This is a genomic window from Novipirellula methanifontis (assembly GCF_052161655.1).
GTDB lineage: Bacteria > Planctomycetota > Planctomycetia > Pirellulales > Pirellulaceae > Novipirellula.
This window is the reverse complement of record NZ_CP197418.1, coordinates 4,662,547-4,686,607: the sequence shown is the minus strand read 5'-3', so window position 1 is coordinate 4,686,607 and position 24,061 is coordinate 4,662,547. Positions and strand designations below refer to the sequence as shown.

29 protein-coding genes and 1 other RNA gene are annotated in these 24,061 nt (G+C 56.8%); 11 read left to right on the top strand and 19 right to left on the bottom strand.

Annotated features, from left to right (window positions below):
- Positions 1–2: 2 nt before the first annotated feature.
- The 6 genes from SH528x_RS16615 to SH528x_RS16590 all read right to left on the bottom strand — a co-directional run bounded on the left by SH528x_RS16615 (position 3) and on the right by SH528x_RS16590 (position 6,722).
- A complete protein-coding gene (locus SH528x_RS16615; RefSeq protein WP_345319352.1) occupies positions 3–335 on the bottom strand; it encodes a DUF2190 family protein in 333 nt (110 codons plus the stop codon).
- A gap of 62 nt (positions 336–397) precedes the next feature.
- A complete protein-coding gene (locus SH528x_RS16610) occupies positions 398–2,431 on the bottom strand; it encodes a phage major capsid protein (protein WP_442511639.1) in 2,034 nt (677 codons plus the stop codon).
- Positions 2,400–3,896 carry a phage portal protein gene (locus SH528x_RS16605; RefSeq protein WP_442511638.1) on the bottom strand — a complete coding sequence of 499 codons (1,497 nt, stop codon included), beginning with the start codon at positions 3,894–3,896 and terminating at the stop codon, positions 2,400–2,402. Before SH528x_RS16605 ends, SH528x_RS16610 begins: the two co-directional genes overlap by 32 nt.
- A 62-nt stretch (positions 3,897–3,958) precedes the next feature.
- Positions 3,959–4,183 (bottom strand): hypothetical protein, encoded by a 225-nt coding sequence (locus tag SH528x_RS16600; RefSeq protein ID WP_442511637.1) that lies wholly within the window; start codon positions 4,181–4,183, stop codon positions 3,959–3,961.
- Between the two features lie 75 nt (positions 4,184–4,258).
- On the bottom strand, positions 4,259–6,526 hold the full coding sequence (locus SH528x_RS16595) for a terminase gpA endonuclease subunit (RefSeq protein WP_442511636.1): 2,268 nt from the start codon (positions 6,524–6,526) through the stop codon (positions 4,259–4,261).
- Positions 6,516–6,722, bottom strand: coding sequence for a hypothetical protein (locus SH528x_RS16590; RefSeq protein ID WP_442511635.1), 207 nt, complete (start codon positions 6,720–6,722; stop codon positions 6,516–6,518). The genes SH528x_RS16595 and SH528x_RS16590 overlap by 11 nt, the downstream gene beginning before the upstream one ends.
- 249 nt (positions 6,723–6,971) lie before the next feature.
- Between SH528x_RS16590 and SH528x_RS16585 the strand changes: the two genes are divergently transcribed.
- The 10 genes from SH528x_RS16585 to SH528x_RS16540 all read left to right on the top strand — a co-directional run bounded on the left by SH528x_RS16585 (position 6,972) and on the right by SH528x_RS16540 (position 11,210).
- Positions 6,972–7,832, top strand: a complete 861-nt coding sequence (locus tag SH528x_RS16585) for an amidoligase family protein (protein ID WP_442511634.1) — start codon at positions 6,972–6,974, stop codon at positions 7,830–7,832.
- 289 nt (positions 7,833–8,121) lie between these two features.
- Entirely contained in the window at positions 8,122–8,397 is a 276-nt protein-coding gene (locus tag SH528x_RS16580) for a hypothetical protein (protein WP_442511633.1), read from the top strand.
- 132 nt (positions 8,398–8,529) lie between these two features.
- A complete protein-coding gene (locus SH528x_RS16575; RefSeq protein WP_442511632.1) occupies positions 8,530–8,751 on the top strand; it encodes a hypothetical protein in 222 nt (73 codons plus the stop codon).
- Between the two features lie 255 nt (positions 8,752–9,006).
- Positions 9,007–9,258 carry a hypothetical protein gene (locus SH528x_RS16570; protein ID WP_442511631.1) on the top strand — a complete coding sequence of 84 codons (252 nt, stop codon included), beginning with the start codon at positions 9,007–9,009 and terminating at the stop codon, positions 9,256–9,258.
- Between the two features lie 59 nt (positions 9,259–9,317).
- Positions 9,318–9,379: hammerhead ribozyme type II (locus tag SH528x_RS16565), an RNA gene on the top strand.
- A 26-nt stretch (positions 9,380–9,405) separates the two neighbouring features.
- On the top strand, positions 9,406–9,894 hold the full coding sequence (locus SH528x_RS16560) for a winged helix-turn-helix domain-containing protein (RefSeq protein ID WP_442511630.1): 489 nt from the start codon (positions 9,406–9,408) through the stop codon (positions 9,892–9,894).
- A gap of 18 nt (positions 9,895–9,912) precedes the next feature.
- Positions 9,913–10,149: a hypothetical protein gene (locus SH528x_RS16555; protein ID WP_442511629.1), complete on the top strand. Its 237-nt coding sequence runs from the start codon at positions 9,913–9,915 to the stop codon at positions 10,147–10,149.
- Positions 10,150–10,416: 267 nt separating this feature from the next.
- Positions 10,417–10,650 (top strand): hypothetical protein, encoded by a 234-nt coding sequence (locus SH528x_RS16550; RefSeq protein ID WP_442511628.1) that lies wholly within the window; start codon positions 10,417–10,419, stop codon positions 10,648–10,650.
- Positions 10,650–10,877, top strand: coding sequence for a DUF4314 domain-containing protein (locus SH528x_RS16545; protein ID WP_442511627.1), 228 nt, complete (start codon positions 10,650–10,652; stop codon positions 10,875–10,877). Before SH528x_RS16550 ends, SH528x_RS16545 begins: the two co-directional genes overlap by 1 nt.
- Positions 10,878–10,889: 12 nt before the next feature.
- A complete protein-coding gene (locus SH528x_RS16540) occupies positions 10,890–11,210 on the top strand; it encodes a hypothetical protein (RefSeq protein ID WP_442511626.1) in 321 nt (106 codons plus the stop codon).
- 6 nt (positions 11,211–11,216) lie between these two features.
- Here SH528x_RS16540 and SH528x_RS16535 read toward each other — a convergent pair whose 3' ends face one another.
- The 13 genes from SH528x_RS16535 to SH528x_RS16475 form a co-directional block, all read right to left on the bottom strand.
- Positions 11,217–12,527, bottom strand: coding sequence for a DNA modification methylase (locus tag SH528x_RS16535; RefSeq protein ID WP_442511625.1), 1,311 nt, complete (start codon positions 12,525–12,527; stop codon positions 11,217–11,219).
- A gap of 108 nt (positions 12,528–12,635) precedes the next feature.
- Positions 12,636–13,907 carry a hypothetical protein gene (locus SH528x_RS16530; RefSeq protein WP_442511624.1) on the bottom strand — a complete coding sequence of 424 codons (1,272 nt, stop codon included), beginning with the start codon at positions 13,905–13,907 and terminating at the stop codon, positions 12,636–12,638.
- Positions 13,904–14,401, bottom strand: a complete 498-nt coding sequence (locus SH528x_RS16525) for a hypothetical protein (RefSeq protein ID WP_442511623.1) — start codon at positions 14,399–14,401, stop codon at positions 13,904–13,906. Before SH528x_RS16525 ends, SH528x_RS16530 begins: the two co-directional genes overlap by 4 nt.
- A gap of 366 nt (positions 14,402–14,767) precedes the next feature.
- Complete coding sequence (locus tag SH528x_RS16520) at positions 14,768–15,085, bottom strand: hypothetical protein (protein WP_442511622.1); 318 nt, start codon at positions 15,083–15,085, stop codon at positions 14,768–14,770.
- 133 nt (positions 15,086–15,218) lie between these two features.
- Complete coding sequence (locus SH528x_RS16515) at positions 15,219–15,557, bottom strand: hypothetical protein (RefSeq protein WP_442511621.1); 339 nt, start codon at positions 15,555–15,557, stop codon at positions 15,219–15,221.
- Between the two features lie 255 nt (positions 15,558–15,812).
- Positions 15,813–18,029: a bifunctional DNA primase/polymerase gene (locus SH528x_RS16510; protein ID WP_442511620.1), complete on the bottom strand. Its 2,217-nt coding sequence runs from the start codon at positions 18,027–18,029 to the stop codon at positions 15,813–15,815.
- A gap of 53 nt (positions 18,030–18,082) precedes the next feature.
- Positions 18,083–18,529, bottom strand: coding sequence for a hypothetical protein (locus SH528x_RS16505; protein WP_442511619.1), 447 nt, complete (start codon positions 18,527–18,529; stop codon positions 18,083–18,085).
- 27 nt (positions 18,530–18,556) lie between these two features.
- Positions 18,557–20,218 (bottom strand): DEAD/DEAH box helicase, encoded by a 1,662-nt coding sequence (locus tag SH528x_RS16500; RefSeq protein WP_442511618.1) that lies wholly within the window; start codon positions 20,216–20,218, stop codon positions 18,557–18,559.
- Positions 20,215–20,736 carry a RusA family crossover junction endodeoxyribonuclease gene (locus tag SH528x_RS16495; RefSeq protein ID WP_442511617.1) on the bottom strand — a complete coding sequence of 174 codons (522 nt, stop codon included), beginning with the start codon at positions 20,734–20,736 and terminating at the stop codon, positions 20,215–20,217. Before SH528x_RS16495 ends, SH528x_RS16500 begins: the two co-directional genes overlap by 4 nt.
- A gap of 96 nt (positions 20,737–20,832) precedes the next feature.
- A complete protein-coding gene (locus SH528x_RS16490) occupies positions 20,833–21,291 on the bottom strand; it encodes a DUF669 domain-containing protein (protein WP_442511616.1) in 459 nt (152 codons plus the stop codon).
- 54 nt (positions 21,292–21,345) lie between these two features.
- Positions 21,346–22,104 (bottom strand): ATP-binding protein, encoded by a 759-nt coding sequence (locus SH528x_RS16485; protein ID WP_442511615.1) that lies wholly within the window; start codon positions 22,102–22,104, stop codon positions 21,346–21,348.
- 44 nt (positions 22,105–22,148) lie between these two features.
- A complete protein-coding gene (locus SH528x_RS16480) occupies positions 22,149–22,388 on the bottom strand; it encodes a hypothetical protein (protein WP_442511614.1) in 240 nt (79 codons plus the stop codon).
- 111 nt (positions 22,389–22,499) lie between these two features.
- A complete protein-coding gene (locus tag SH528x_RS16475) occupies positions 22,500–23,153 on the bottom strand; it encodes an RNA polymerase sigma factor (RefSeq protein WP_442511613.1) in 654 nt (217 codons plus the stop codon).
- Between the two features lie 318 nt (positions 23,154–23,471).
- On the opposite strand from SH528x_RS16475, the gene SH528x_RS16470 reads away from it, so the two are divergent.
- Positions 23,472–24,014 carry a hypothetical protein gene (locus SH528x_RS16470; protein WP_442511612.1) on the top strand — a complete coding sequence of 181 codons (543 nt, stop codon included), beginning with the start codon at positions 23,472–23,474 and terminating at the stop codon, positions 24,012–24,014.
- The last annotated feature ends 47 nt before the right edge of the window (positions 24,015–24,061 follow it).

Below are 24,061 nucleotides of genomic sequence, written 5' to 3'. Positions count from 1 at the left end.
CTTTATTGGCTCAGACGCACACGCACGTTGTCATCGTCGGCGGCTGCGGCGAGCACCGCTTTGCCAAGGAGCTTGTTTCCGGTGGCCGTCGTCTGCGGCTCGTTGCTTCCGTCGACATAGACTTTCTGACCGACGGTGAATGCAACGGCACTGGCGGGAGTCTTCGGAACGTCAAAAACGCCTTCGACGGCGATAGCGCCGAGCGTGTCGGCTTTGATTGCTCGCTTAGTGATGCCGACGAGATCGCCTTGCACCACGATTTCACCCATTGCAAGATCGGCGTCAGGCGTGTGATCGATCGCCGATCCGTCATAAACGAACTCTGCTGAAGACATGAAAACCTCAAATGGAAGTGAACTGGTTGGTTGTTAGGAAAGGCGGATGCCTATCCCACGGCTCACGCTTCGCCGGTGACCTTCACGGCGGCTCGGTGGTCTTGAGAATTCACACCAAAGTCGATGTAGCTGCGAAAGCCCATTCCGAGCGTGTTCGGCGGCATTTCGACTCGTTCGATCACCGGCGTGCGGCGTCCATTGAGGAACACAATCTCAAACGCTGGCAGCACGTTGGGGTTGGCGAACAGATACCACGCGGTGCCGCTCGCGCCGGTGTAGTACGAATCCGACAGGTGAGGCGTACTGATGATCCGGTACTTATTGCGGTGCGGGTTATCGACCGGGATCTTGGTCGGCGAACCTTGAGCATCGATCATCAATTGGGATGAGCCCATCAGCAGTTCAGCTTCGGTTTCAAGTTCCACCGGAACCACCAAGTACTCGGGCCGAATATTGATCGGCTTTTGGTCTTTGGGCTTCCCGCCGGGGCCGGCCTTTTGCTTGCGGAAGGTCGTCTTGGCGACGGTCAAAGCATCGGGACCGAACTTGGTGTCGGCACCTGTTAGCAGGTTCGCGTTGCCTGAGGAGAAGAAGCCTGCGTTCTTCAGCAGCAACGTGAAGAACAGATCGTCGATCGATTCGGCACCGGAGCGTCCCATTTGGCGTGGGATGTCCATGAACGCCGACAAGTCGTCGTTGATGATGTCGTGTCGCGTCAGCGTCAGGATCTGCCCGTACGTGTCGGCCTTGTTACTGAATTTTTGATCCGACAATTTGCCGTGCTTCAGTTCCCCGTCCGGGGCGACTTGCTCAAAACCGCCGGTCCCAAGCAAACGATACCGGGCGACCTCTTTAAAGTCGGTCACAGTTCCGACACTACACAAATCAAATGCAGCGATCGGCGTGTTTTGGTATGCCGCCAGCAACGTCTTGTTCATGACGTTTTCCATGATCGACGGCAAGCTCATCGACGAGAAACCGGCACGAATGGTGGCCGTTCCATCGCCGAACACTCGTGGCACTTCGATGCCTTCCATGCGAGCACACTCGGCAACCAGTTCACGTAAACCGATATGCCGCAGCGGATCCGCGGCGTTGAGAGTCTTCTCGCCGTAGGCAGATAACAGTTGTTTTTCCTCGATCCCTACCGACAAACATGCTGCGGCCTCGAGGACTTCGCGGCTGTAACGCGGTGAGTTTTGGGTTTGCTCTGGAGCTTTGGGACGTTCGCTTCGTAGCACGGCAAGTTCCGTCTTAGTGGTGGACCAGCCTTGCTCGATCGCGTCGGCTTCGATGTCCACATGGATGCCGGCACAAAGTTTCCGAATGCCGGCAATGCGGCGAGACTCGGCCGCAGCCTCGGCACGCATTTCGTCAACCGGCGAGGTCGGCTTGGGGTGTTTCGGTTCGGTCTTGGGCTTCGTGCTCATATTCAAACTTGCGTTGACGGGTTCGAGGTCATCCGTGGATTCGGTTTTGTCAGTTTCGCTTTCATTTGGTCCGTCGCCATCCGCTAGCCCCGCCGCCACACGTGCCTCGGTGTTGTCGTCGGCGCCGAGGGCGACGAATGAAACTTCACCCAGGGTCGATTTGCGGGCGATGTAGACAGGGCCTTTGAACTCGCGATCGTTGGCGTTCGCCGACTTGCCTTCGGGAATGAAAACAACCTTGTCGGCACTCGCACCGAGCGATGCTTGCCAAGGGAACCCATTCTCGCTGGTGGCGATGACTTCTTGGGCCGTGGCACCCACTCCGGAAATCACCCCAGCGACTTCGAGTGACTTGTCGGTGATCGCGATGTCATCGGTGTGACCGACGATGCTGCCGCGATCATGATCCTTCAGAATCGGTCGTGACTTTCGAGTCACTCGCATCCCAGCCAGATCAACGACGACTGGGTAGGGCCATCCGCCCAGCCGCATCGCACCGCCGGTGTACGCGGTCATCGAGAACTTACGCAGCGACGGCTTGCCCTCTTCAGGCGTTTTGACTGCCGCAAGCGTAATCGTCGCCGCGTCATCACAAACGATTCGCAGCGAACTGGGGACAGATTCAGCTTCCGCTTCAAGCGGCTTGTTGTTCAGCTTCTTTGGCATCGTCTTGCGTGACCGGGGATTCGGGTGGAGTATCAGTGTCGGACTCGATCGACAGGCCGAGTTCGCGCATCAATGCCAATTCTTTGGCACGTTGTTTAAGTTCCGTCTCCCAGTCACGCCCCTGCCGCGCAAATTCGATGGCCAGAGTCGTCGTATGGCTGGCGAGACGGATTTTCTGGGCGTTGGCTTCTTTGGCGGGATCGACATGCTCGTGACCATCCCAAAACCATTGGTGCTCGAATGTGGAATCGAGCGTGCGAAGCGAATGGGGCAGATAGCCTTCGATGAGAATGGCTTCGCGGATCCACGCAGTCAGAATGCGATCCAAGACAACACGAGCGAGTTGCGTTTGTTCAACGCGGATCGACTTGAAATAAGTTTGGTGATCGAGTCGCCCGCTGGCGTAGTTGTAGCCCGACGAATTTCCAGCGGCGACGTTGAATGGCATGTTCAAACAGCGGGCGATTTCGTTGAGAATCTCTTTCTTGAACTCCGCGTAGGTCGTCGAAGGTTGCTCCGACTTCATCTGAGCCATCTTCCAGCCGCCCGGCATCGTCAGCAGCATTCGTTTTTCGAGTTCGATCGGCTCGAAAGGTTCGGCCGCATCGGCTTCCCCATTGGCCGGCGCATCGGTGTAGAGGATGCCGGCGAACTCGGCGGCCGTTTCAGCCGCTGAAAGCACCGCGAGCGTGAACCGGCGGAGTTGTGCAAATAGCGGCAGCGCTGGCGTAATGTCCGGGATGCCGCGAATTTGTCCTGGACGGTCACAGCGAAAGTAGTGCAGCACTGCGGCGGCCGGCACGGTGTCGTATTCATCGTCAAGTAGGAAAAGCCCATCGCCGGGATGGTTCCGCAGCACGTCATAAGCAATCGGGTTGCCGTCCGCATCGAAGCGAATGCCATCGAGGTATCGCCCGTTGTCAGGGGCGAGTGTCGGAGAGGCAACCTGGTCGGCTTCGATCAACCGCAAGTCCAGCTTTACAGCTGCGTCGACGCGTTGATTGTTGGTAAGTAAAGCAAAGGATTCGCCATCGGCAACGCGAGATAGCCGCATGGTTCGCAGCTTTTCGGCTAGCCCAACGGATTCGGCCCAAGCATAGAATTCTGATTCAACAAAACGGTTCGCGGCGTCGTTCGCCGTCAGCATTTGCAGCCTTGGACCGGTGCCGACCACATCGTTGGCCAGCGTCAATGTAATGCCGCGAGCGTAGCTGTTATTGGCGACCTCGTATCGCGAACGGTTGCGAAGCGTTCGCCTCACATCAGGACTGTTCGCAGCCGCGGCCGACAAACCATCGGCCCGCGACCAATGTTTCATGTTGTCGAGAGTCGTATTGGCCGCGTCGTACTTTGCACGAAGACGTGAAAAGAAGGGATGCCGGGGTGAGCGTCCTAACGTGGATGAGGAGCGAGAAGCTCCGCCGCGCCATGCTTGCTCGATTATCCCTGACAAACGCTTCAACATCCGTGTTGATATCCTATTGCCGTCCCCGGCAGCCCTGTGATCGTGATGAATGAGAAGAATGATCAGCCAGCCGACGGTGGCACGATCTTGTTGAAGCGAAGTCCGCGATGAGGTTTCGCCACGGCCTTCTTGCCGGCGAGGTGTTTGTCGGCCGCGATCTGGTCGGTCAACTTGTGTTGTTCGATGCTTCCCGCGTCGCCTGACGCCTTCGCCGGTCCGGTTGCGTTATCGCGAATTTCGTCTTCGAGGTCGTCTGGCAAAATCTTGTCCGATGTGAGTAGCGACATCTCTCTGCCTGTAGACCTACCGGAAGAAAACGTCAAATCACGAAAAGCGAACCGGTTTTTTTGAAAATAGTTTGCTCACGAACGTTTGCGACGCTGCATTTCCTTGAATGAGATGCGCTGCCGTCTTGGAACGGCCGGCAAGTCGGTCCCGAACAACAATGCACCTTGCATGGACGCAGCGACCGCGCAACCCACCAAGCAGTCGAGCCAGTGGTTATCCGGCTGTTCGGGACGGGCTTTCCATTCGTCGACCGTGCGACCGCGTCCCTCGGTCTTGATGAAGTACTCGGCGGTGACTTGTTCGGCAAACATGCGGTGCTGTTCGGCGCGATCGCCGAAGATGGAGAGGCAGCCTCGATCGCCCATCGCGACGGCGAGTCGTGCGTGTGTGAAGGACTTCCACCAGTTCGTGTCGTAGATCACGTGGCGGATGGCGCGTTTACCGTGGATCGTTGGCACCCGCCAGTTGAGGCCAACGCGATCGCCAGGCCGGCGTTTGTATTCGCTGAAAGGATTGGACGACGCACCTACAAACCGGCCGTGCGATGGCAGCAAGACCGAGGCGTGAGGGCTTTGCCGGCAAAATTGATAAACGACGTTGGTCGAATGTCCCCAGTTCGCATCAATCAAGCACCGGCCGATCTTCATCGCGGCACCGTCGTCGCGTTGCCATTCGCGGCCGAGCAAGTTTTCGGTTAGCGATTCAAGGCCGGCGAAGATGCTACCTTCAAGGCCAGTGCCCTCGGTTGCGTTCTCCAACGTGTGGCGAGCGTCGCGAAGCGTGAAATGCGCTCGCTGTTGGTCTGGATACGTTCCATAGTCGACGACGTAGCCAGTGAAGTCGTCTTCCCAAGCGGCGACAACGTAGAAAAGCAACTTACCTTGAACGTCAATGAACGCGGTGAGATGGTTGCCGGCGATCGGGATTGAATGCCGCGGCATGTTGTTGATTTTGGATGCAACTTGATCCGCGGTCAATTGATCAGCATCGACCATCTCTTCGGGCATCGGTTCGTTTTGATACTCGGCGAAAAACGCGGCTTCGTCTTGGAGTTTCAGATTCATCGCATGCTGAATCGCTGACAATTCGTCGTCGTTGAACCGTTCTTTCCATGAGACGGACGCGCCGGCATCCATCGCTTCGCGATTTTGCCGATAGTACTCGGTGCTGGCCGCACCGCCGTCGCCCGCTCGGAATCCCTCTCCGCGAATCTCGGCGTAGCGTTCCCAGAGTGTTTCGTTGGTTGGGAACGAATCGACCATGCGGGTGCGTTCGCCATTCCATTCCGGGTGCTTGTCACGATCGAGGATATTGTCGGCCATGTCGCCCGGGCGAATGACAGTGCATGGCATGATGCCGGAGATTTTTTTGCCTGGACCGGCAAGTCCGAGCACCGCACCGGCAAGGATCGCTTCGCGGTTGGCGCACTGGGAAAGCGAACGGGCGGATTCGTCGGTTTGCGGGTCGTCCAAGACCACAAGCGACGGTCGCACGGTTTTTCCGTCGGGGCGTTTAAACTTCATGCCTCGAATGCGTCCGGTCAGCCCGGCGACCTTGATGATCGCTCCGCTTGCCTTGCTATCGGCAATCGTCGGTAGAACGACCTCTTTGGCGGTCCAACCAATCTGCGTTCGTTTGCCCTGGTAGAGTTGGCCATTGGCTCGGTTTGCGATCCCGTCCAACGCTTGAATCGGAAAGCAAACCTCCGGATAGTCGGCCAGCAACTTTTCGTTGGCGTCGAGTTCGGTTTTGATCGAATCAAGCATGTCGCAGGCGTGACCTTCATCGCTACCGATCAGGCACACGAAATCGCGGTAGCCGTTGAGCACAGCCCAGATGCACGCGACCTCAGCGAGCGAACTCTTGCCCGATCCGCGTGCCATAGCGAGCGAGAATAGTCCGCCGCGAACGACTGCCTCTTCGATTTTGTTGATGACCTTGATGTGATCGGGCGACCAATCGAGATGGAAGGTCAATTTGAAATAGGCTTCGCAGAAGAACCGAAAAGATCCGGCGGCTTTTGCTTTTCGCTCCGGATCTTCGACCGTCGGAAGATCGCCGATATCGCGGCCGGCTAGAGCAACGGCGGCGTTGCGAGCGCGAGCCTTCTCTTTGACCTTTGCATACGGATCATCATCCACCGGCGGCTTAGGCGAATGCCGTTTCTCGATTAGCCAGGCGGTGAACTTGAGTAGGTCAACGTGGGTGCCGTCGCCGATCCGAATGCCGGCTTCGGTTCGATAGCGATAAAGCTGTCGCTCGTTGATGACCGTACCTAGCGGTGTGCTGTTGAGCGTCCGGCAACACGCACTTGGTTTCATCCTTTGAATGTCATTCGCCACGGTGTTTCTCCTGCAAGAGCCAAGCAGCGTAGTGAGCGAGGTTGATCGTTCCGTCTGAGTTGGTCGGTGCGCCGGCGGCTCGATCGGCTTCGATTTGCGTGGCCGGCACCTGCTGGCGGTACGAATTAGTCAGCAATTTTGCCAATTGTTCAACCGTCAAACGGTTTGGGTTCACTGTGCCGGGTTTGTCTTCCATAACAGGCTCATTGGGAGGAATCGTAAGACGCCCGACACGCGGGCGACTCTCGCGATGAAACGCATGTTTGGCATGGTCGGCCGCTTGTTTCGGCCGGCCACGTTGGGCCAAATTTGGCCGCGTGTTGCGATGAACGGAAAGCTGCGAATTACTGAAAGATTACTGCCGAGCTTCGCTTGAGGTGTCTCGAAACGCATGGCTCCATGTGCATTCAACAAACGAATTCACACGCCTTTCGGAGACACAAACATGAACGCTAACGACATCGCTTTCGGCATCGAACTGGAAACCACCATGCCTGCCACCGACACCACGCCAATCGGCGGCTACCACAACGGATTGCCGGTCGCTTGGCTGCCGGCGGGTTGGAAAGCCGAACGCGACAGCAGTATTCAAACGCTCGCCCCCAACCGAAAGGGATGCGAATTTGTTTCACCGGTCCTTCGCGGATACGAAGGCCTGCAAAGTGTCTTGACCGCGGTCGACGCAATCACGGCCCGCGGCGGGAAGGTCAACTACTCCACCGGCATTCATGTAACGGTCAGCTTTGGCAACGACGCGGCGGCCCTTTCGCGGCTGATCTCGCTGATCGGCAACCACGAACGGGCCATCTACGCTTCGACGGGCACACGACGTCGCGAACAAAACCGCTGGGCGAAACGGATCAAGGACTACGGCAACAAGGACGCGGCAAAACGCCAATGCGAATCGGACCGCTACCACCTGCTGAACCTCACGCACCTTGCCCGCGGCAAGAACCGCATCGAGATCCGAGCCTTCGCCGGCAGCTTGAACAAAGACAAGATCGCCGGCTATCTGCAACTCGTACTCGGATTGGTCGAACTTGCCCTGAATAGCAAACGATGCGCGGGTTGGGACTACGCCAAAAAGCCCGGCACCAAATCTTGCTGGGACCGACCGGGTGCCGGCGAAGGTGAAACGGAACTCAACCGGCTCTTCTACCGACTCGGTTGGACGAAGGGTTGGTACAAGGGCGAACTGCGCAACAAACGGTTCGGCGAACTTACCGCCGGCGACCAAACCTGCGATTGGAAACCTGTCAAACAGAAACTTCTCGAAATGGCTCGCAAGTACGACCGCGCGGTTTGACTGCCGGCGGCCTGTCGCGTCGCCAACGCCGCAGTTCGCCCTGCGGCGTTTCTTCGTTTTCTTGTGGCGGATTTCGCGATATGACGGTTTCTTCCGGTACGTCATAGGTAACAGGCGACTGCGTGCAACAACTCGACACACGGCCTCTGTCGGCCACGTCGGCGACATCCAAAAAACAGGAAAAAACGCTGCAAATTGTTGACGGAATTGGCTTGCTACAGCGCAAAACGCATGGCTCATGTGTGTCATCGCAAGACGGTTTTTCACTCACCCATACGGAGACGTAAACATGACCATCAGCCAACTGATTTCGCTGCTCGAAGAGTACCAAGACGCACATGGCGAAGACTGCGAAGTGCGTTTGATGACGCAACAAAACTGGCCTTTCGAAAATCGCATTGCAGGCGTGACTTGCGGTGCGGAGATGAATGAGGCGAGCGAGGACGACCCCAGCGAATTCTTCGACGACCAGGATGTTGCCGATGACGCGATGGTCTACATCGTCGAAGGCGGCCAGATCTGCTACGGCAGCAAACGAGCATGGGAAACCTGCCGCGACTCTTGAAGGCGGCTTGGAAATGCGAGTTCGGGAAACATTTTGAAACTTTCCCGAACTTCGCTTGCTAATTCCGGCGACGCATGGCTCACGTGTGTCACCGAAACGATTCTTTCTCTTTCCGCAATCGGAGACGCCACCATGGCCAACCCCAACAATCACCAACGCATTGAAGCCGAATACACCACCGCTCACATTCGGGCTTTGACTCTTCTCGAAGACTTGCACCAACACCTCGAAGACACGCCGGCACCAAGCGACGACGGCCCGGTAATCGGATGGGACCACGTTGGCTCGCTGAAACACCTTTGCGAACAACTCCAACAATTGAAAAAACGATTCACGCCGACGGATGCCAGCTAACTTCTTTTTCATTTGCCCACACGCCGCGACGTTCGCTCGACGTCGCGGCGTTTCTAAGTTTTCGAATGCTTTGCCGGCTTCTGGCATCAACACGACACGTTGCGTTTGTCGGCCACGTCGCGGACATCGAAAAACCTTCCAAACATTTGAATTTGTTTTGTGACTTCGCTTGAGCTTTCTCGGAATCCATGGCTCATGTGTGTTAACGCCAAACGGCAAAATGATTTCAAAACCTTTTCCACGAGAGACCGAACCATGGCCATGAACGAAACCCAAAAGACCAAGGCCGCCGCCCTTCGCACCGAGATGAAAAAACTCGACCCGGCGACATACCAAGACATTCGCGAATCGTACTACCGGATCGCCGACAACCTTCGCCCCTTGGTCGACGCCCTTGAAAAGGCCGACGCCGACTTCGGGCCAAACGGCCCACTTTTGGAAGAACACTACCTCTTTTGCGAGATGCTCGACCGGCTCAACAAAAGCTACCTGGGTGCGGTTGTGTAGGCCGCCTGCCGCAAGGCAACCGCCGCGGACGGAACCGCGGCACGACGCACATGGACGAAAGCCGAAACGCAAATGGGCGTTGTCGCGGATGGTTCCCGCGGCCTGACGATGGCAGCCAACCATGAACACAATTTGGGAGACACGAAGATGAAAAAGGAAGATGTAAAGATTGGCGGAGAGTACTACGCAAACGTCACGAACAAGAAAGTGGTCGTGCGAATCGATGCGGAGCATTCCTCCGGCGGTTGGGAGGCGACGAACCTGACAACCAACAAAAAAGTGCGGATCAAAACCGCCGGACGGCTGCAAGGACCGGCGCGACAACCGACGCCGGCCACTGAGACTCGCGTTCGTAAACACGTCGCAAAGCCGGCGAACCAATCCGCGAACGAAACGGCCGGCGGCGAGAAAAAACTGTCGTGTGTGAAAGCGGCTTTGCAGGTTTTGGAATCCTGTGGCGAACCGATGAACGCCCAGGAAATGATCACCGCGATGGTCGAACAAAACCTTTGGGAAAGCCCCGGAGGCAAGACGCCGCACGCGACGTTGTATTCGGCGATCCTGCGTGACCTCAAACGCGGCGACGAAAGCCGGTTCGTCAAAACGCAGCGCGGCCGGTTCACGGTTCGCACCTAAACAATAAGGATGACTGCAATGCAAAAGCATTTTTATGATCTGCGGGAAGTCAATGATTTGAGCGAAGGTGAACGAGCCACGCCGGAACCAGGCGTGACCTACGACCTGCGAACGATCAAGAACGAAGCGGTTGCATCGGGCACGGTCGAGTATGTCTTTCGAGACGGGGATGCTCTTTTCGCCCGAACGGCCGATGGCGATTCCTATCCGGTCACGGGTGCCGGTTCGTACGTTTTGGTTCCACACGGGCTGTAAACGCGAGCACCCTTCGTTATCACCGACGCTTCGCCACACACGCCCGACGTTGGCCACGGCCGGGCGTTTTCTCGTCTTTAGGGGCGTCGGCCGTCCGTCTGTAATCGGCCGACACGCGGCGTTTGTCGCGGTCATTTTCCGCCGGCGTAAAACATTCAAATTCTTTTCAGATGTTTGCCAGAGTTTGCTTGATGTTGCCGGGCGGTCATGGCTGATGTGTGTCACCGAAACAGTTTTCAAGATTTCTTTCTCAAACGGAGCAACAACATGCCCAACACGCAAACCCTTCACGCGCGGCCGATCGAACCGGGACCGGCTTATGAGCACGGCCACTTAATCGCCCGCGACCTGTTGCAGCACATCGAACTGCAACTCGATCGCATGGTTCGGCCCGACAATAATGACCTGCGTTGGATGCATGCCCGGGCGATCAACCTGATAAACGCCCAGCTCTCCGAGGTTGCAGCACTGCTGGACGAAACCAACGGAGTCCGCAACTGATGAACCACAAGGTAAACATCAAGGCGGGCGATCGTGTCCGCCTGGTTTCGATGACCGACGACCCCGACCCGATTCCCGCTGGCACCACCGGAACGGTGGTCGGCGTGTATCCGCATAGCGAGTGGACGCAAGTCGATGTCGATTGGGACAACGGTCGGGCACTGATGCTTTCCATTCCACCGGATGTCGTCGAGCGGATTGGACCGCCGGCGGCCGACAATCAATGAGGACTTGAATCCATGTCGACAAGAGCCACGATCGCAATCCGCCGAACCGCCGGCGATTACCTTGCGACCTACCTTCATTTCGACGGCTACCCGGAACACACCGGCCGGCTCCTTGACGCCAACTACTTGAGCTACGAGCACGCCGAAGCGTTGATCGCGAAAGGTGACATCCGCTGTCTCGATGCAGAATTGGGTGAACCCGAATACTATGACGCGGAGGCGTCGGCCGCGGTATTGCCGACACGTATTGCGTTAGTCGAGTTTGCCAGGAACTGCAGCGTGCAGTACCTGTATATCTTCGACGCCGGCGAATGGACGCACCAAGATCTGTAAACAAGCTCATCGCATATTCTCCTCGCGAGCCCCGACGGGAATCGGAGACTCGCCGGTGCGCTCAAGGATCGCTTTCTTGCCGGTGAAACGCTGGTAGCGGTCAACGATCACGTCACAGTACGGCGGGTCGAGTTCCATCAAGAATGCTTTTCGGCCGGTTTGTTCCGCGCCGATCAGTGTCGATCCGCTACCACCGAACAGATCGAGCACGTTGTCACCTTTGCGTGACGAATATTGCATCGCCATCACGGCCAGTTCCGCTGGCTTGCCGGTGAGGTGTTCGAGTTGCTGTGGCGGGATTTTCTTGACGTGCCACAGGTCCGTCGCGTTATTCGGGCCAAAGTATTTGTGGCCGGCACCCTCACGCCATCCATAGAAGGCCCACTCGTGTGCCCCCATGAAATCTTTGCGCGTCATCACCGGGTGCATTTTGTCCCAAATGATGGCCTGCGAAAAATATAGACCGCAGGCTGACAAGACAGGCGGATAGTTGGCGATATTCGAAAAGCCTCCCCAAATGTAAAAGCAACGACCGGGTTCCAAAACGCGAGCGATGTTGCCGAACCAAGCTTTTAACAAGCGGTCAAATTCCTCATCCGAAACAAAGTCGTTGGCCAGCGGTCGGTCCTTGGCTCGCATCTTCTTTGGACCGTCTTTCGTTTTGCCTTTGCCGGCCTCGAAGGAACTGTTGCCGGCCGCGATCGCATTCTTGCTGCGGGGTTCGACCTTCACGTTGTACGGCGGATCTGTATTGCACAATTGGATCTTCGCGCCGTCCAAGAGTCGATCGAGGTCACTGGCGCTGGTCGAGTCGCCGCACAACAACCGGTGGTCACCGAGAATCCACAGATCGCCGGGTTGCGTGATCGCTTCGTCGGGTGGTTCGGGAACGTCATCCGGATCGGTCAAGCCTTGCGTGACGCCCGGATCGAGCAGTTTAGCCAACTCGTCCGAATCGAATCCGAGCAATTCGCAATCGAATCCCGACTCTTGCAATGCACTGATCTCCAGCGGCAGCAAGTCGTAATTCCACTCCGCGTTTTCACCCGTGCGGTTGTCGGCGATCCGGTAGGCCCGGACCGATTCAGGTTCCATGTCCTTCGCGACGTGAACCGGGACTTCTGCAAGGTTTAAAACCTTGGCGGCCTTGAATCGGGTATGGCCGACGATGATCACGCCGGCGGTGTCAACGACGATAGGTTGGCGGAAACCGAATTCGTTGATGCTTTGAACGACGTCCGCAACTGCGTCGTCGTTGATACGAGGATTGTTTTCGTAAGGCTTGATCCGATCAAGCGACCACATTTCGACCTGCATGGCAGCGTCCTTTCCAAGGAGAAGAGAAATGGAAAGGGTTCGGTCGGTCGGTGGTTGGCTAGATGTTTGGTTGGGTGGGTGTGTTTTGGGGACTACGGTTTAAGCTCGCTATTCCTCCGCCTTTACTGGTGGGATGATGATTGGTTTGGATGCTTTCTTGAGAACTACGCTCTTTTCAAACGTGATGGCATCGTCGGTGATGCCAACGATCGGCAGATGAAACAATTGCGGCAGCGGTGCATCTTGCCGGTGCATTCGGTTCGAAGTAGCAAGCCGTAAGTCTGTGCCCATCAGTCTCAACTTACCGTAGTGCAGGTTCCACCTTCCCTTCGCAAACCATTCTCTCTGATGCTTACTGGGATGCGGGAAAGGCACAGGGCGACGGTGAGCAACGAGCTCATGATTGTCCATTAGGTCGAATTGAACTCGCTGGCTCGAGGTTGTCAGGACCCAACTTCCTATCAACTTCTGATCGTCTTCGTCGAACTCGGATTCATGGAAGCGGAGGTATCTCAGAGCCGACTGGGCGTCGAAGAGATAACGCTGGACCGCCTGGAGATGTAGAAGCAGTTGTTCGGTTCGCTCCCCGGGATAGTTCACCAGTGCGAAAAGCGGATAACCGGGTGTAATTCTCCGTCGTTCATCGTCGCTCTCGCTTAGATAGCTGATCCAGTAGTCAAAAATTTCTTCTCGGTAGGCTTCGTCAGCGGGAACCGTGATGTAGTTCACCCACAGACTCTCGTCGAACGAACGCTTGTCCTCAGGATCGTCCCAGATATCGATGTCGGCAGTGATGTGAAAACCGCCGAGCCAGGGCGTAACTTCGTCGGGGGTTCCGCGACTTTCGCTTTGATACGAAAACGGATGTTTCCCTCTGTCGACCAACAAGCGTGCGTCCCGCTGCCTTTCGGTCATGCGTCCGCCCTCCGCCAGGCGGTTCTTTATGACCGACAAGATCTGCTGTTTGTCTTCAAGGACTTTCCCGTCGGCTGTGACCGCGGACATCCACGACGCTTGCCGTGGGTTTTTGAGAAACACCTCGTGGTCAATCGTTGGCTCTTTGTCGTCCCAGCGACGGACGAACAGCAGCCAATCCCCGTCCGGCTTCCAATCTTTTTGGTAGCCGAACCGCAACGGCGTTTCCCAACCATTGGCAATCGACTTGGCGTCTGAGACTTCGTCTCCTTCTCTAGCGAAGACATCGATCAGCTTCGTCGTCGCTTCTTCGGCCGAAGTCGACTGGACCGAGACAAGCAGCACCGCATCGGACGAATGGGCTTTCCATTCCAGAGAAGCGATGTGCCCTGTGTAAAGGTCTGCCGAGGCGACCGAGCAACAAAGTACACCTGCGAATGCTACCAGTTTGCTGGCGATGCTCATTCGTTCTCCGAATCGGGTTTGATAAAACTTTCCGCATCGATCACGACCTCGCCGAGATCAGTCACCGGATCAGCAACGCGGACGGTGAGTCTGCCATTTTCTAATTGTCGCCGCTGGCCGTCGATCTGTACCGAGTGAATGTTACCGTGCTCATGAAAAAAACGCAGTGGAACTTCCATATCCGCCGGCAGTCCGCGAATGACCAGTTTGCCTTCTTTGTCGCTGACGCCGATGTAGGAATGCTCGAGGACGAAGAGGAAAGCCTCCTCCCACGGGTGGATGTTGCATTCGATTGGAATCGCCGCCGGTTCTGCCGAGCGTAATTCTCGGGTGTGCTCGCCGTTCGTCGGGATCGTCGCGCCCAGAGCTGAATTGGCGAAGAAGGAGAAGTTGAGGTTGTGGGTAGCCGATTCATCCCGATGGACGACATGGAGTTTGTCGCCGGCCTGTGCAGTGATGATGTGAGGATGTATCCGGCACTTCTTCACCTCCACGCGAACGGTTTTGACTCGTGGTGGCTGGCGCCATCGGTCTCGATTACGGCGTAGCGGAGAGACGTAGACGACCAGGTCACGAACGCCACTCGTGTCCACGTCAACGAACTGTCGGTCCGCATTCAGATCGACACCCTGGCAATCACGCTCAAACGGATTCTCGATCCGCGGAACCTCTGGTAGCGTTCCCTGCCAGACGATCCACATTTTCAAGTCGGCAGCGTGAAGAACGCTCCCCCCAGTGAGGAGCACCAAAGTGACTGTTGCTGTTAGGCATACGTTGCGGGACAAAGAACGACTAAGCTGACGTCGGTAAATGCTAAACAGAGACGCTACCAAGTACCGGAATTCATTCTGCATCGTCGATCACATCCCTTGGAAAGTCGTCCAAAAGTCGCCGTAATAGCCGCAGATCACGGGATACGGGTCATGCGGAAACCCCGCTGAAGCCAAACCGAATGTATCGAGGTCTTCCCGGTAGAAGATGAGGTAACCGTCTCCATTGTCTACTTCATTGAGAACTAGCCAAACATCGACGATCATATCGTTAGCGAGCCGTTCGATTATCTTCATCCTCTGGGGTTCAACAAGAGCTGTCACAAGATTGACGCGGTGCGCATTGGTTTCGTTCCAGCGGTCGGCAATTTCGGATTCAACTTTCTGTCGAATTTCTTTTGCATCCATTTGGCTTGGCACTTAACGGAATGAATTTGCAATCCATTCTATGCGGTGGCAATTCGGACAAACAAAACAAACTGTGCCTAATAGCGAGGCTGTTCCGGTGGCCCTGGGTGGCGTTTCAAACGCCGGGGAGTACCTACGCCGCGCTAGTCGGCGATCGTTCGGGCAGCCGGTCGCCCTCGCCCGCGTCGGCCGCCAAGGGGCCGTGTGTCGCGTCCTCGAGGGCCGCCGCGTCCAAGGCGGCGTTGGCGACATGCGTGGCACGTTGGCCGAGCGGGGCCGGCCACTCGACGAACTCACCGCACCAATCGTTCTCGCTGACGACCGGAAAGACCGCGAGCGTTTGATGCTCACGATGACTCGGTGCATCAACGACACGCGGTGGCTTACGCCGGCACTCGCCGAATCGTTGGCTTCGAGGCAAGCACATCGTTGTCGAAACGGGTTGATAGAAATTGCATTCGTCACAGGTCATCGGAACTCCTCAAGGCTTCGTTGAAACAAAACATGAAATGGATTCAAGCGGTCGTGCAAACTTCTTTCCCTCTTTCACCCCGTCTCGCGTAGACGCTCATACGCGGGCGTTTCGCGTGCGCGGGTGGGTGCGGGTGAATACGTGAAAGAAGAGATTTTTTTCTTATATATACGGGTTTTACGCTCAAACCTTATTCACCCTTCATTCGCGTTCGTTCACTTTCTTTCACCCCAAGACGGCCACCTTCGTTCACTTTCACCCCGTTTCTTCACCGTCATCTTTGGCGATCGCTTGGTCGGTCATTCGATATCCGCGTTGTGGGCGACCGGCGGTCTCGGCGGAGATGATGCTGAGGTCGCCTTGTTGGACCAACGTGTCAATCAATTGATGGAACACCTTGGCTTCCATCTTCATGCGTTTGAGCAACACGCTGTGAGGAAGCGTTCGTTCGGGCGACTTGCGAAGCTTTTCGAGCAACCGAAGGCATTCGCCGTGGAACGGGTTCTCGGCCACGTGAGAGGCTGCCATGAACAACATGCGTCGCGTTTGGTGTTCAACCACTTCGATGGCCCAGCGAGCTGATTCGCCGTCGATGACCGGGTCGCGGCAGTTGCGACTGACCGCGTGGATCAACGCGAGCTTCCGAGTCTGTTCGCTGACTCGTCCCCAGACCGTTGTGCCAACCGAATCGTTGTCGGCCTCGGCGACGTCATACTGCGTCTCCGCATTGACGCGGGCATCGCACAGCAAGCGTCGGGCGTCGCCATCATGCGGAACAATCGCCGGCGTCGGATTCCAGTCGACAAGGTTGCCGGCACCGGGACGATAGTTCTCCCACCACGCGGCGGTTTCGCGAATAGAATCGGGAATGTCACGGATCTTTGGTTCTTGTCCCTTGCCACGCCGGCCGCACTCGAAGATTAACATTCGAGCGAACAGACCATTGGTGAGCATGCGTTCGGAGAGAGCGGCGTAGTAGTGGTTCGGGATTGCAGTGCCGAAGATGACCAGATTGGGTTGGTTGATGACGCCGGCGGCTTCCTTGCCAGCTTTGCGACGCATCGGATAGACGCTGTTGGCTGACGAATACATCGTCAGCAGCGTCGACATGATTTGTTCGTAGCGGGCGTCGCGGGACTTGTTGATGGATTGCAGCAGCCCGTCGATCTCGTCCGTTTGGAAAAGCATCGCTTCAGTCAAATGAAGCGAGTCTTGGATGCCTTCGCCGGACGCGAACCGTTCACCGACGCAGTCCGCCATGCCGACCTGCTGCAAGATTTGCATGTTGAGCTTCCGCGGCCAGTCTTTACCCGCTGCGGAATGAGCGAGTCCGAGCAGATATAGATTCGTTCGGTTGTCACCGGGATCACGCACGCGTCGGCCGGCAAGTACGGCTTGCAACGACAACGCGCCGCAGAACGCCATGACCGGGTTTGGGTACGGAGCGGTTTCGAGACAATGGTCCATGACCTGGGAGATGAAACCGGGACAACGCAGAAGCGACTCGGGCAAGGTGCCCGGATCTTCCGGCATCGGCTTGGGCGGATCCGGCTCGGCCGAGAAAACCTTTGATGTCGACTTTGCCATGAATCCACTGAGGTCCACGATTTCGCCAACCGGTTCGATCGGTCCATCATCACGAAGCCATCCGAATGGACGGTCGTGAGGTTTGGTCGCGGCTTGATTGATCTTGTGCTGCAGTTCGCGGTCCGACCACGGCGGCGAACATCGTGGGTTGTATTCGGCGGCGAGGATGGCGAGAGCGCGATCGGAGGCAATACCGAAACCGTGAACGAGTGCGGTCGCGGCGGCGAACGTTTGCGAGTGACCGCCACTGCCGGCGATCGCCGGCGGCATGGAGTTCAGGTACGCGATCGCTCGCATCTCGACGTCGCCGTTTGGTTCCGAGCGTGGAGTCGCGATCGGTTGCGGTTTCCGTACTGGTACGCCACGTTTGACGATGACCGCGTCAGCCAGAGCTTTAACGCACGCGGCCAACATGAGGGGGGGAACGGTTGCGGGTTCGGCGTCGAGAACGTCATACGGTTCGCCATCGGGGTGGATGCTTGGGCCGACAGCGGTTTGTGCTCCCGTCGATCGAAGTTCGACAATCATGGATCCGTTAGAAGGATCGGTGTGCTTGTCGGTGGACGCGCCGGCGGCGATGTACCAGCGGTGGGATCGTGGTGCCGACGATCGTCCGGTGATCGCCGGCGTTGGCGGCAAGTAGCTGTCGGCCAGCTCGATCGCCTCAGGGCAATCGAGGTCGACATCGACAAGCCATCCTGACGGTTCGCCGAGGATGATGCCGATGTTGCCGCGGTCGGGAAACGCATTTGTTTCCAGTCGCAGGTTGGTCCAATCGCGTCGCGCCGGTGATTTGGATTTCGGGCGTAGCGGCACGCAGTACCAGCCACGCTGGCGATACGCCGCGACCTGCGATCGTACGTCGTTTGGATTCTGCTGGGGCATGGCCGGCTACCACGAGGAAGACACTGGAAGATGAGCGGGGTGGTAGCCACGCGTTAACCATCTGAATTCAATTTCGGCATTTCAGCGAGCCGGCGTTGGGCCGTTTCGTACGCTTTGATCGCTCGGTCGGACTTCCATGTTTCCTCCGACACGTGCTGAAAACACTCATCCAGTGCCATGGTGATGTCGAGCAGCCAACCGCTCCAATATTTCCGGTCACGTTCCGGCATGTAATGTCGAATCTTGGCAAGCGGATGCTTCGGCAACATCGTGGATCGGTCATGATAGAAGCACAGGGTGCCGCCATCATTGGCTGCCGACGGTTCGTCGACGTACAGGTCATAGTCGACCGTTTCGACTTCCGCATCTTCGATATCGTGAACGTCTTTTTCGCGAACGACATTCAAACTAATGTTGCGAATCTGGCGAGCCATATCGCTGTTGACCGATAGTTCGACGCCATCGAGCGGTCCGTCGTTGAGTTGGATCAAGTATTCCAATGAAACGTCCTTGGTTGAGGGACTAAGTTAAAACGGTGCGTCTTCGAGGGCTTCGTGCGGCTGCTCACCGAGCGTTTGTTTGATGATGCGGTCATACTTTTGACCGGCGACGGATCGAATGGTGACGGACGTCGGACCGGCGAGCAGACCAGAGATAGCGATGTCCATTGCCTCTTCTGCGTTGTCAGGGCAGGGCTCAAGACATCGTTCACTCCACCACGCCTCGGCTTTGCGGCGGGCGTAGCCGGAATGCTCGATACAGATGAACTCGCTTTGCCACTTGTCGAGCCCGATCATGTAGTCGACTCGTAAGCATCGGGGGGCGTCCTCGTCGGCACCACGCTTTTGGTGGATGCGATAGATAACGTCTTGGACTTCGTATTCGGTGTCGGTGACTTCGCCGGACAAGACGCCGGCCTCGCTGGCTTTGGCGTCGTGGGCTTCGCGTTCTGGTGGTGGGAACGGGTGGCCGCACTCGGGGCAGTTTGCATAGCCGCAAGCGACCAAGGCGTGACACTTTTCGCATTCCTTCGCCGGCGGTTCTTGACCTGGTCGAACGGCCTTGTCCTTGGGTTTGATCTGGTCGATCGGTCCGTGACGTTCGATGTTGCCGCCGAAGTCCAGAACCAGGCAGTTCTGTTTGTTGGGATGCAGACGAAAGCCACGGCCGACGCATTGGTAAAGCAGTCCCGGTGACATCGTTGGACGAAGCATCACGACGCAATCGACTCGCGGCGCGTCGAAGCCGGTCGTCAGCACGTTGACGTTGCAAAGGAAACGCAGCGGTTCGGTTTCGAGCAGCGAAGTAGGCGCATCGCCTCGAAAGCGGGCCAGCATCTCGTCTCGTTTGTCCGCCGGTGTTTCGCCGGTCACGAAACCACACTCGATGCCGTGGTTTGCCAACAATACTTCGGTTATACGCCGCCCATGTGCCACGCTGGTCGCAAAGATTAAAACGGCCCGGCGATCCGCCGTCAGCTCGACGATCTCAGCACACGCGGCCGATACGAGGGTATCGTTGCCCGCCAATTGCTCGACTTCTTCGGATACGAACTCACCGGCGCGAACATGGACGCTCGAAAAGTCGGCTCGGTTCACCCCGGCTTTGGAAACGAGCGGACAGAGATATCCGTCGCGGATCAATTCCTTGATGCCGATTTCGTAGCATACGTGATTCAGGAAGTGCTCTGGCGAACAAATCATTCCCGAGTCGAGACGAAACGGCGTCGCGGTCAACCCGATCACGCGGACGTGCGGATTGATGACCTTGCAGTCCGCCAGGAACTGCCGGTACATGCCGTCACCCTTCTTGGAGATCAAGTGTGCCTCGTCAACGATCACCAAATCGAACGGATCAAGGTCACACGCGCGCTTATAGACGCTCTGAATACCAGCAACCAAGACGGGCGTATTGGTGTCACGTTTCTTCAGGCCGGCGGAATACAGTCCGACCTTGATGTCGGGGCACAGACGACGAACTTTGTCAGCGTTCTGTTCCAATAGTTCTTTGACGTGGGCCAAGATCAGCACTCGGCCATTCCATTGCTTAACGGCATCACTCGCGATCTTCGCCAGGACGAGTGATTTGCCCGCGCCCGTAGGCAGCACAGCGACCGGGTTGTCGTCGCGGTTGCGTAGGTGATCGTAGACCGCATCGACGGCAGCTTGTTGGTAGTCGCGGAGTTTCAAAGCAATGGCCCTCCGTTATGACGCTTTTCTCCTCGCATGATCGGCATCGCGTTAGGAAGCAAGTTGTTGATGAAGGTGCAGTCGGGACAAATGCGGTTGCCCGGTCCGATCGACTCAAACACGACGTTGCAACGCAGGCATGTCCGCGCGTTCGCGACGTCAATCAACTCGGGTAGAGTTTGCAGATAAACAAACGCACGTCCTTCCTTCGGAAATGGAGCGTGCTTTTCGATCGACAGACGGACTATCTGACTGTCGTCGTGGAATGCACCGCCAGCTTGCAGGGAATCCAACATCGCCTTCAACACGTTGTCGACGTCTCGTTTGCGCCGGTCCGGTGGTTCCAGGGTGATGTCAACGACCAAATCGCCTTCGAGCGGTTTGACTCTTTTGTTGTGCAAGTACGCACCAACCGCTGTGCGGTACTCTCGCCCTTGTTTGCTGACCAACACACGCGGGCCGACGTGCCGCCAATAGCGATTGACCGAAGGGGGATAGGGAAGTTTGAATTTTTGCATGGTACCAGGTCATGGTGCCGAGTTAAAAAGCAGCCGACCGGCAATCTATGCCGGTCGGCTGTCGGGCGTGGAAGCGATCGCGAAGAGGCCACGCGGCTATCGCTTCCAAGGAGGGCTGTCGTCACCGAGTTGCGACGCCGGTTTCGGTTCTGCGGTCGCACCGACCTTCGCATATCCTTTCACTTCGTTTTGCAATTCGCCGGTGTCGTTGCGGCGTTTTAACTTCACCGTGATCATGCACGGCAAGTTGTGTAGGTCGGCCGAGTCGGTGGGCATCAAGACGCCGACCGACCGACAGATCGCAGACAACTCCCGCCGGGCGATTTCCACCGCGGTCGCGTTGGGGTTGTCGAGGTTAAGACGCACCCAGAGAAGACGGTTTGCGTACTCTCCCTCCACGATCTGAAAAACAAGCTGCAAGTAGTTTCCGACACCCGATTTGGTCGGCTTCATTTCGCTGTCGGTGATGACCGCGACATACTTACCGTCTGGAATCGGTTCCATGTCGTTGGACGGTTCGATGGTGTTGGCATCAAAGCCTTGGAGGTTAGCCATTTGGATAGTTCCTTGGTTAAGTAGAAAGAGAAACGTCAGTGAATCCGTGGTCGGTTATTTGGTCGTCATCGCACTGACGAAGGCGGACCAGGACAGCGGCAATTCCTCGGCGATGCCGTAGCGGTTTTTCGCCACACAAGTCGGCGAACCGTAGGCACGCACGACCCGTTCGCCGCCTTCCTTGCCGATCGCATGAGCGATCGTGCGTTTGCGGTTGAATCCGCCGTCTTCGCTTTGCGTTCGCATCTTCCGAGTGGCGAACAACACCGCGTCACACCACTCCTTGATGAGGGCCGCCGCATGCTTGTGAAGGCGAGGTGAATAGCGATCGTAGGGCGAACTTTCCGGATCCTCGAAACGCTCGACTTTCGAGTGAGCGATCAAGATCACGACCATGCCTCGTGAACGAAGCATGCCGAGTAGGTCCAGCACTTCACGCCAAAGGGAGAGGGCGTGCATGTAACCGCGTGCGTACCCGCCGTCGACCTTTTCGATCGACTCGACGGCGTACTGCTGACAGAGCTTGTCCCAGACAAGACGCTCCAGCCAATCGAGCGAGTCGATCACGATGGATTCGTAATCGTGCGTTTCATTGGTGAGCGTCTTGAGCGCCGCGACGACATCATCAAACGTCGTCGCCAGCGGAAAGCGGTCACAGTTGATCTCGTCGAGACCGTCTTCGGTTTGAATGAAGATCGGTCTCGGGGCTTCGCTGCCAAAGGTCGACTTTCCGATGCCTTCGACACCGTAGAGCAAGACACGGGGCGGTTTCGATTGCCTGCCCGATTGGATGGTTTCGAGTAAGTTGGTCACTGGTTCGATGACTCCTTGGTTGAGTGAATGAAGAGGTGAATGGTTTAGAGAGACGCGATCGGTTCAACGTCGAAATTGCCGTCGCGATCGCTGGTCACGAGGTAATGCTTCCAGTCAACTTGGACGACAAAGCGTTGCTCGTTTCCGAGTTGTTTTCGAAGCGATTTGCACGCTCCGGTAAATTCACGCGACGCTTCATTGAAACGTTCCGCCGATCGCAGGTAGCGACCGACGGCGAGGGACAGGGCGACGCGGCGTTCGATGTCGAGGGCAAGATTTGGCATGACGTTCCGAGTTGAGGTTTAGAAAGTTGGCCGAGCGAAACGATGCAACTCGGCTACCTGTAGACCTACCGGAAGAAATGTCCGAATCACGAAACCCGCGCGGAATTAATTTCAGGCGAGGTATTCGCGAAGGCCTTCCTCGTCGAAAAAGTCCTTGAGTTTTTCGATCCAGGAAACGATCGTCGAACGCGGAACTTGCATGATCTCGGCGACTTCGGTGACGCTGTGGTCGCGAAGCAAATCGACGAAACGTTGTTCGTCTGCCGGCAACTTTGCGATGACCGTGGCAAGGTCGTCTTTCAAGTTGGTGCGGTCGCTGTCCTCCCGCTCCAGCGTTTGCAGACGTCGCGTTTTGTCCTTGTCGCTCAGCAATTCGATGAACGGCTGCGGTCCAAGTTCGCAATCGTTGACCTGGATGTTCAGCGAGACTCCATCGGCGGTGTAACGGACTTTCGCTCGCCGATGTTCCAGCATCGTTGCGGAGTACCGGTCGACGATGCTGACGATGAAGGGATTGCGATGGCCGATGTCGTCATCGTAATGCACCATCGCATCGGTCAGCCGGATCAGGAATTCCTGGGTCAGGTCGTCCGCAGTATCAATGGCGAACTCGGCCAACCGGATCAATTGCGTCACGCGGCGATGAATGACCTTGCGAGTAAACGAATCGGCGATCAGTTCGCCGACGATGCGGTCGGCTTCGGTCGTGCCCTGGCCGGGGGCGACTAGGTCGATGGACGAGGAATAGGGTTTGGCGGTGGTCACGTGCGAACTCCGTCGGCAAGTGGGTGATTGGTTTTGGCCGCACCACGGCGGCGGCCACACCCACCGGCTCAGTTGCACGAAATCGCACTCCGGTTTTTCTGCAACTCGTTTGACACCGCAAAACACGGAAAAAAACAGCCGAAGAAAAAGTTGTTGCAGTTGCACGAAATCGCACTAACTGCAACTGCAACACTTTTGGCCCCCTCGTCCGATGGAGGAGACCGAAAACTTTTTGTTGCCGCTTGGACCAAACGTGTCACGAGCCGTCGTCATGGTGGTGGACTCGTTTCAACCTTTCCCTCTTTTTGGAGACCCACCATGTCACTCGCGATTTTCGATCCCTCCAACAACGATTTCGATGACCGAGAGCCCGACGATACGTACTTCAACGAAGTCGGCCTGACCGCCGAACAAGTCTTCGAGAAGCAGATGATCCAGCGATTGGCCAGGCTGCTGCTCAATCCCGTACTGGACCGCGGCGACATTGCCGACGGCATCCTCGCCGACCAGGAACTGATTCAATTTCTGTGCAAATGCCAGAAGATCATCGTTGAAAAGACCATCCCTGCGGGAACGGCGTGGGAAGACATCGAGAAAGATCTTGAAGAGGTTGGCACGTTCATGATCCAGTCGGCCAGACCTCGCCGCGTCTTCGTCATGCCAGTCTTGCTGGGATGCCTTTACGACGAAAACGACAAGCTTTGGTTTCAATCGTCACCCTTCGAGTTCCTCCCCGCGATCGAAGGAATCAAGACGAGCAACATGTACGGCAAGCCGACTTTTGACGCCGCCCTCGGCACGACGCCGGCGCGTGAGTGCCCGAACGATCTGCCGAAGGTCACGGACCTCTGTTACCCGTGAACGAGTTCTCGTCGTGTCCGATGTCCACCTCGTTTATCAGCGCGAAT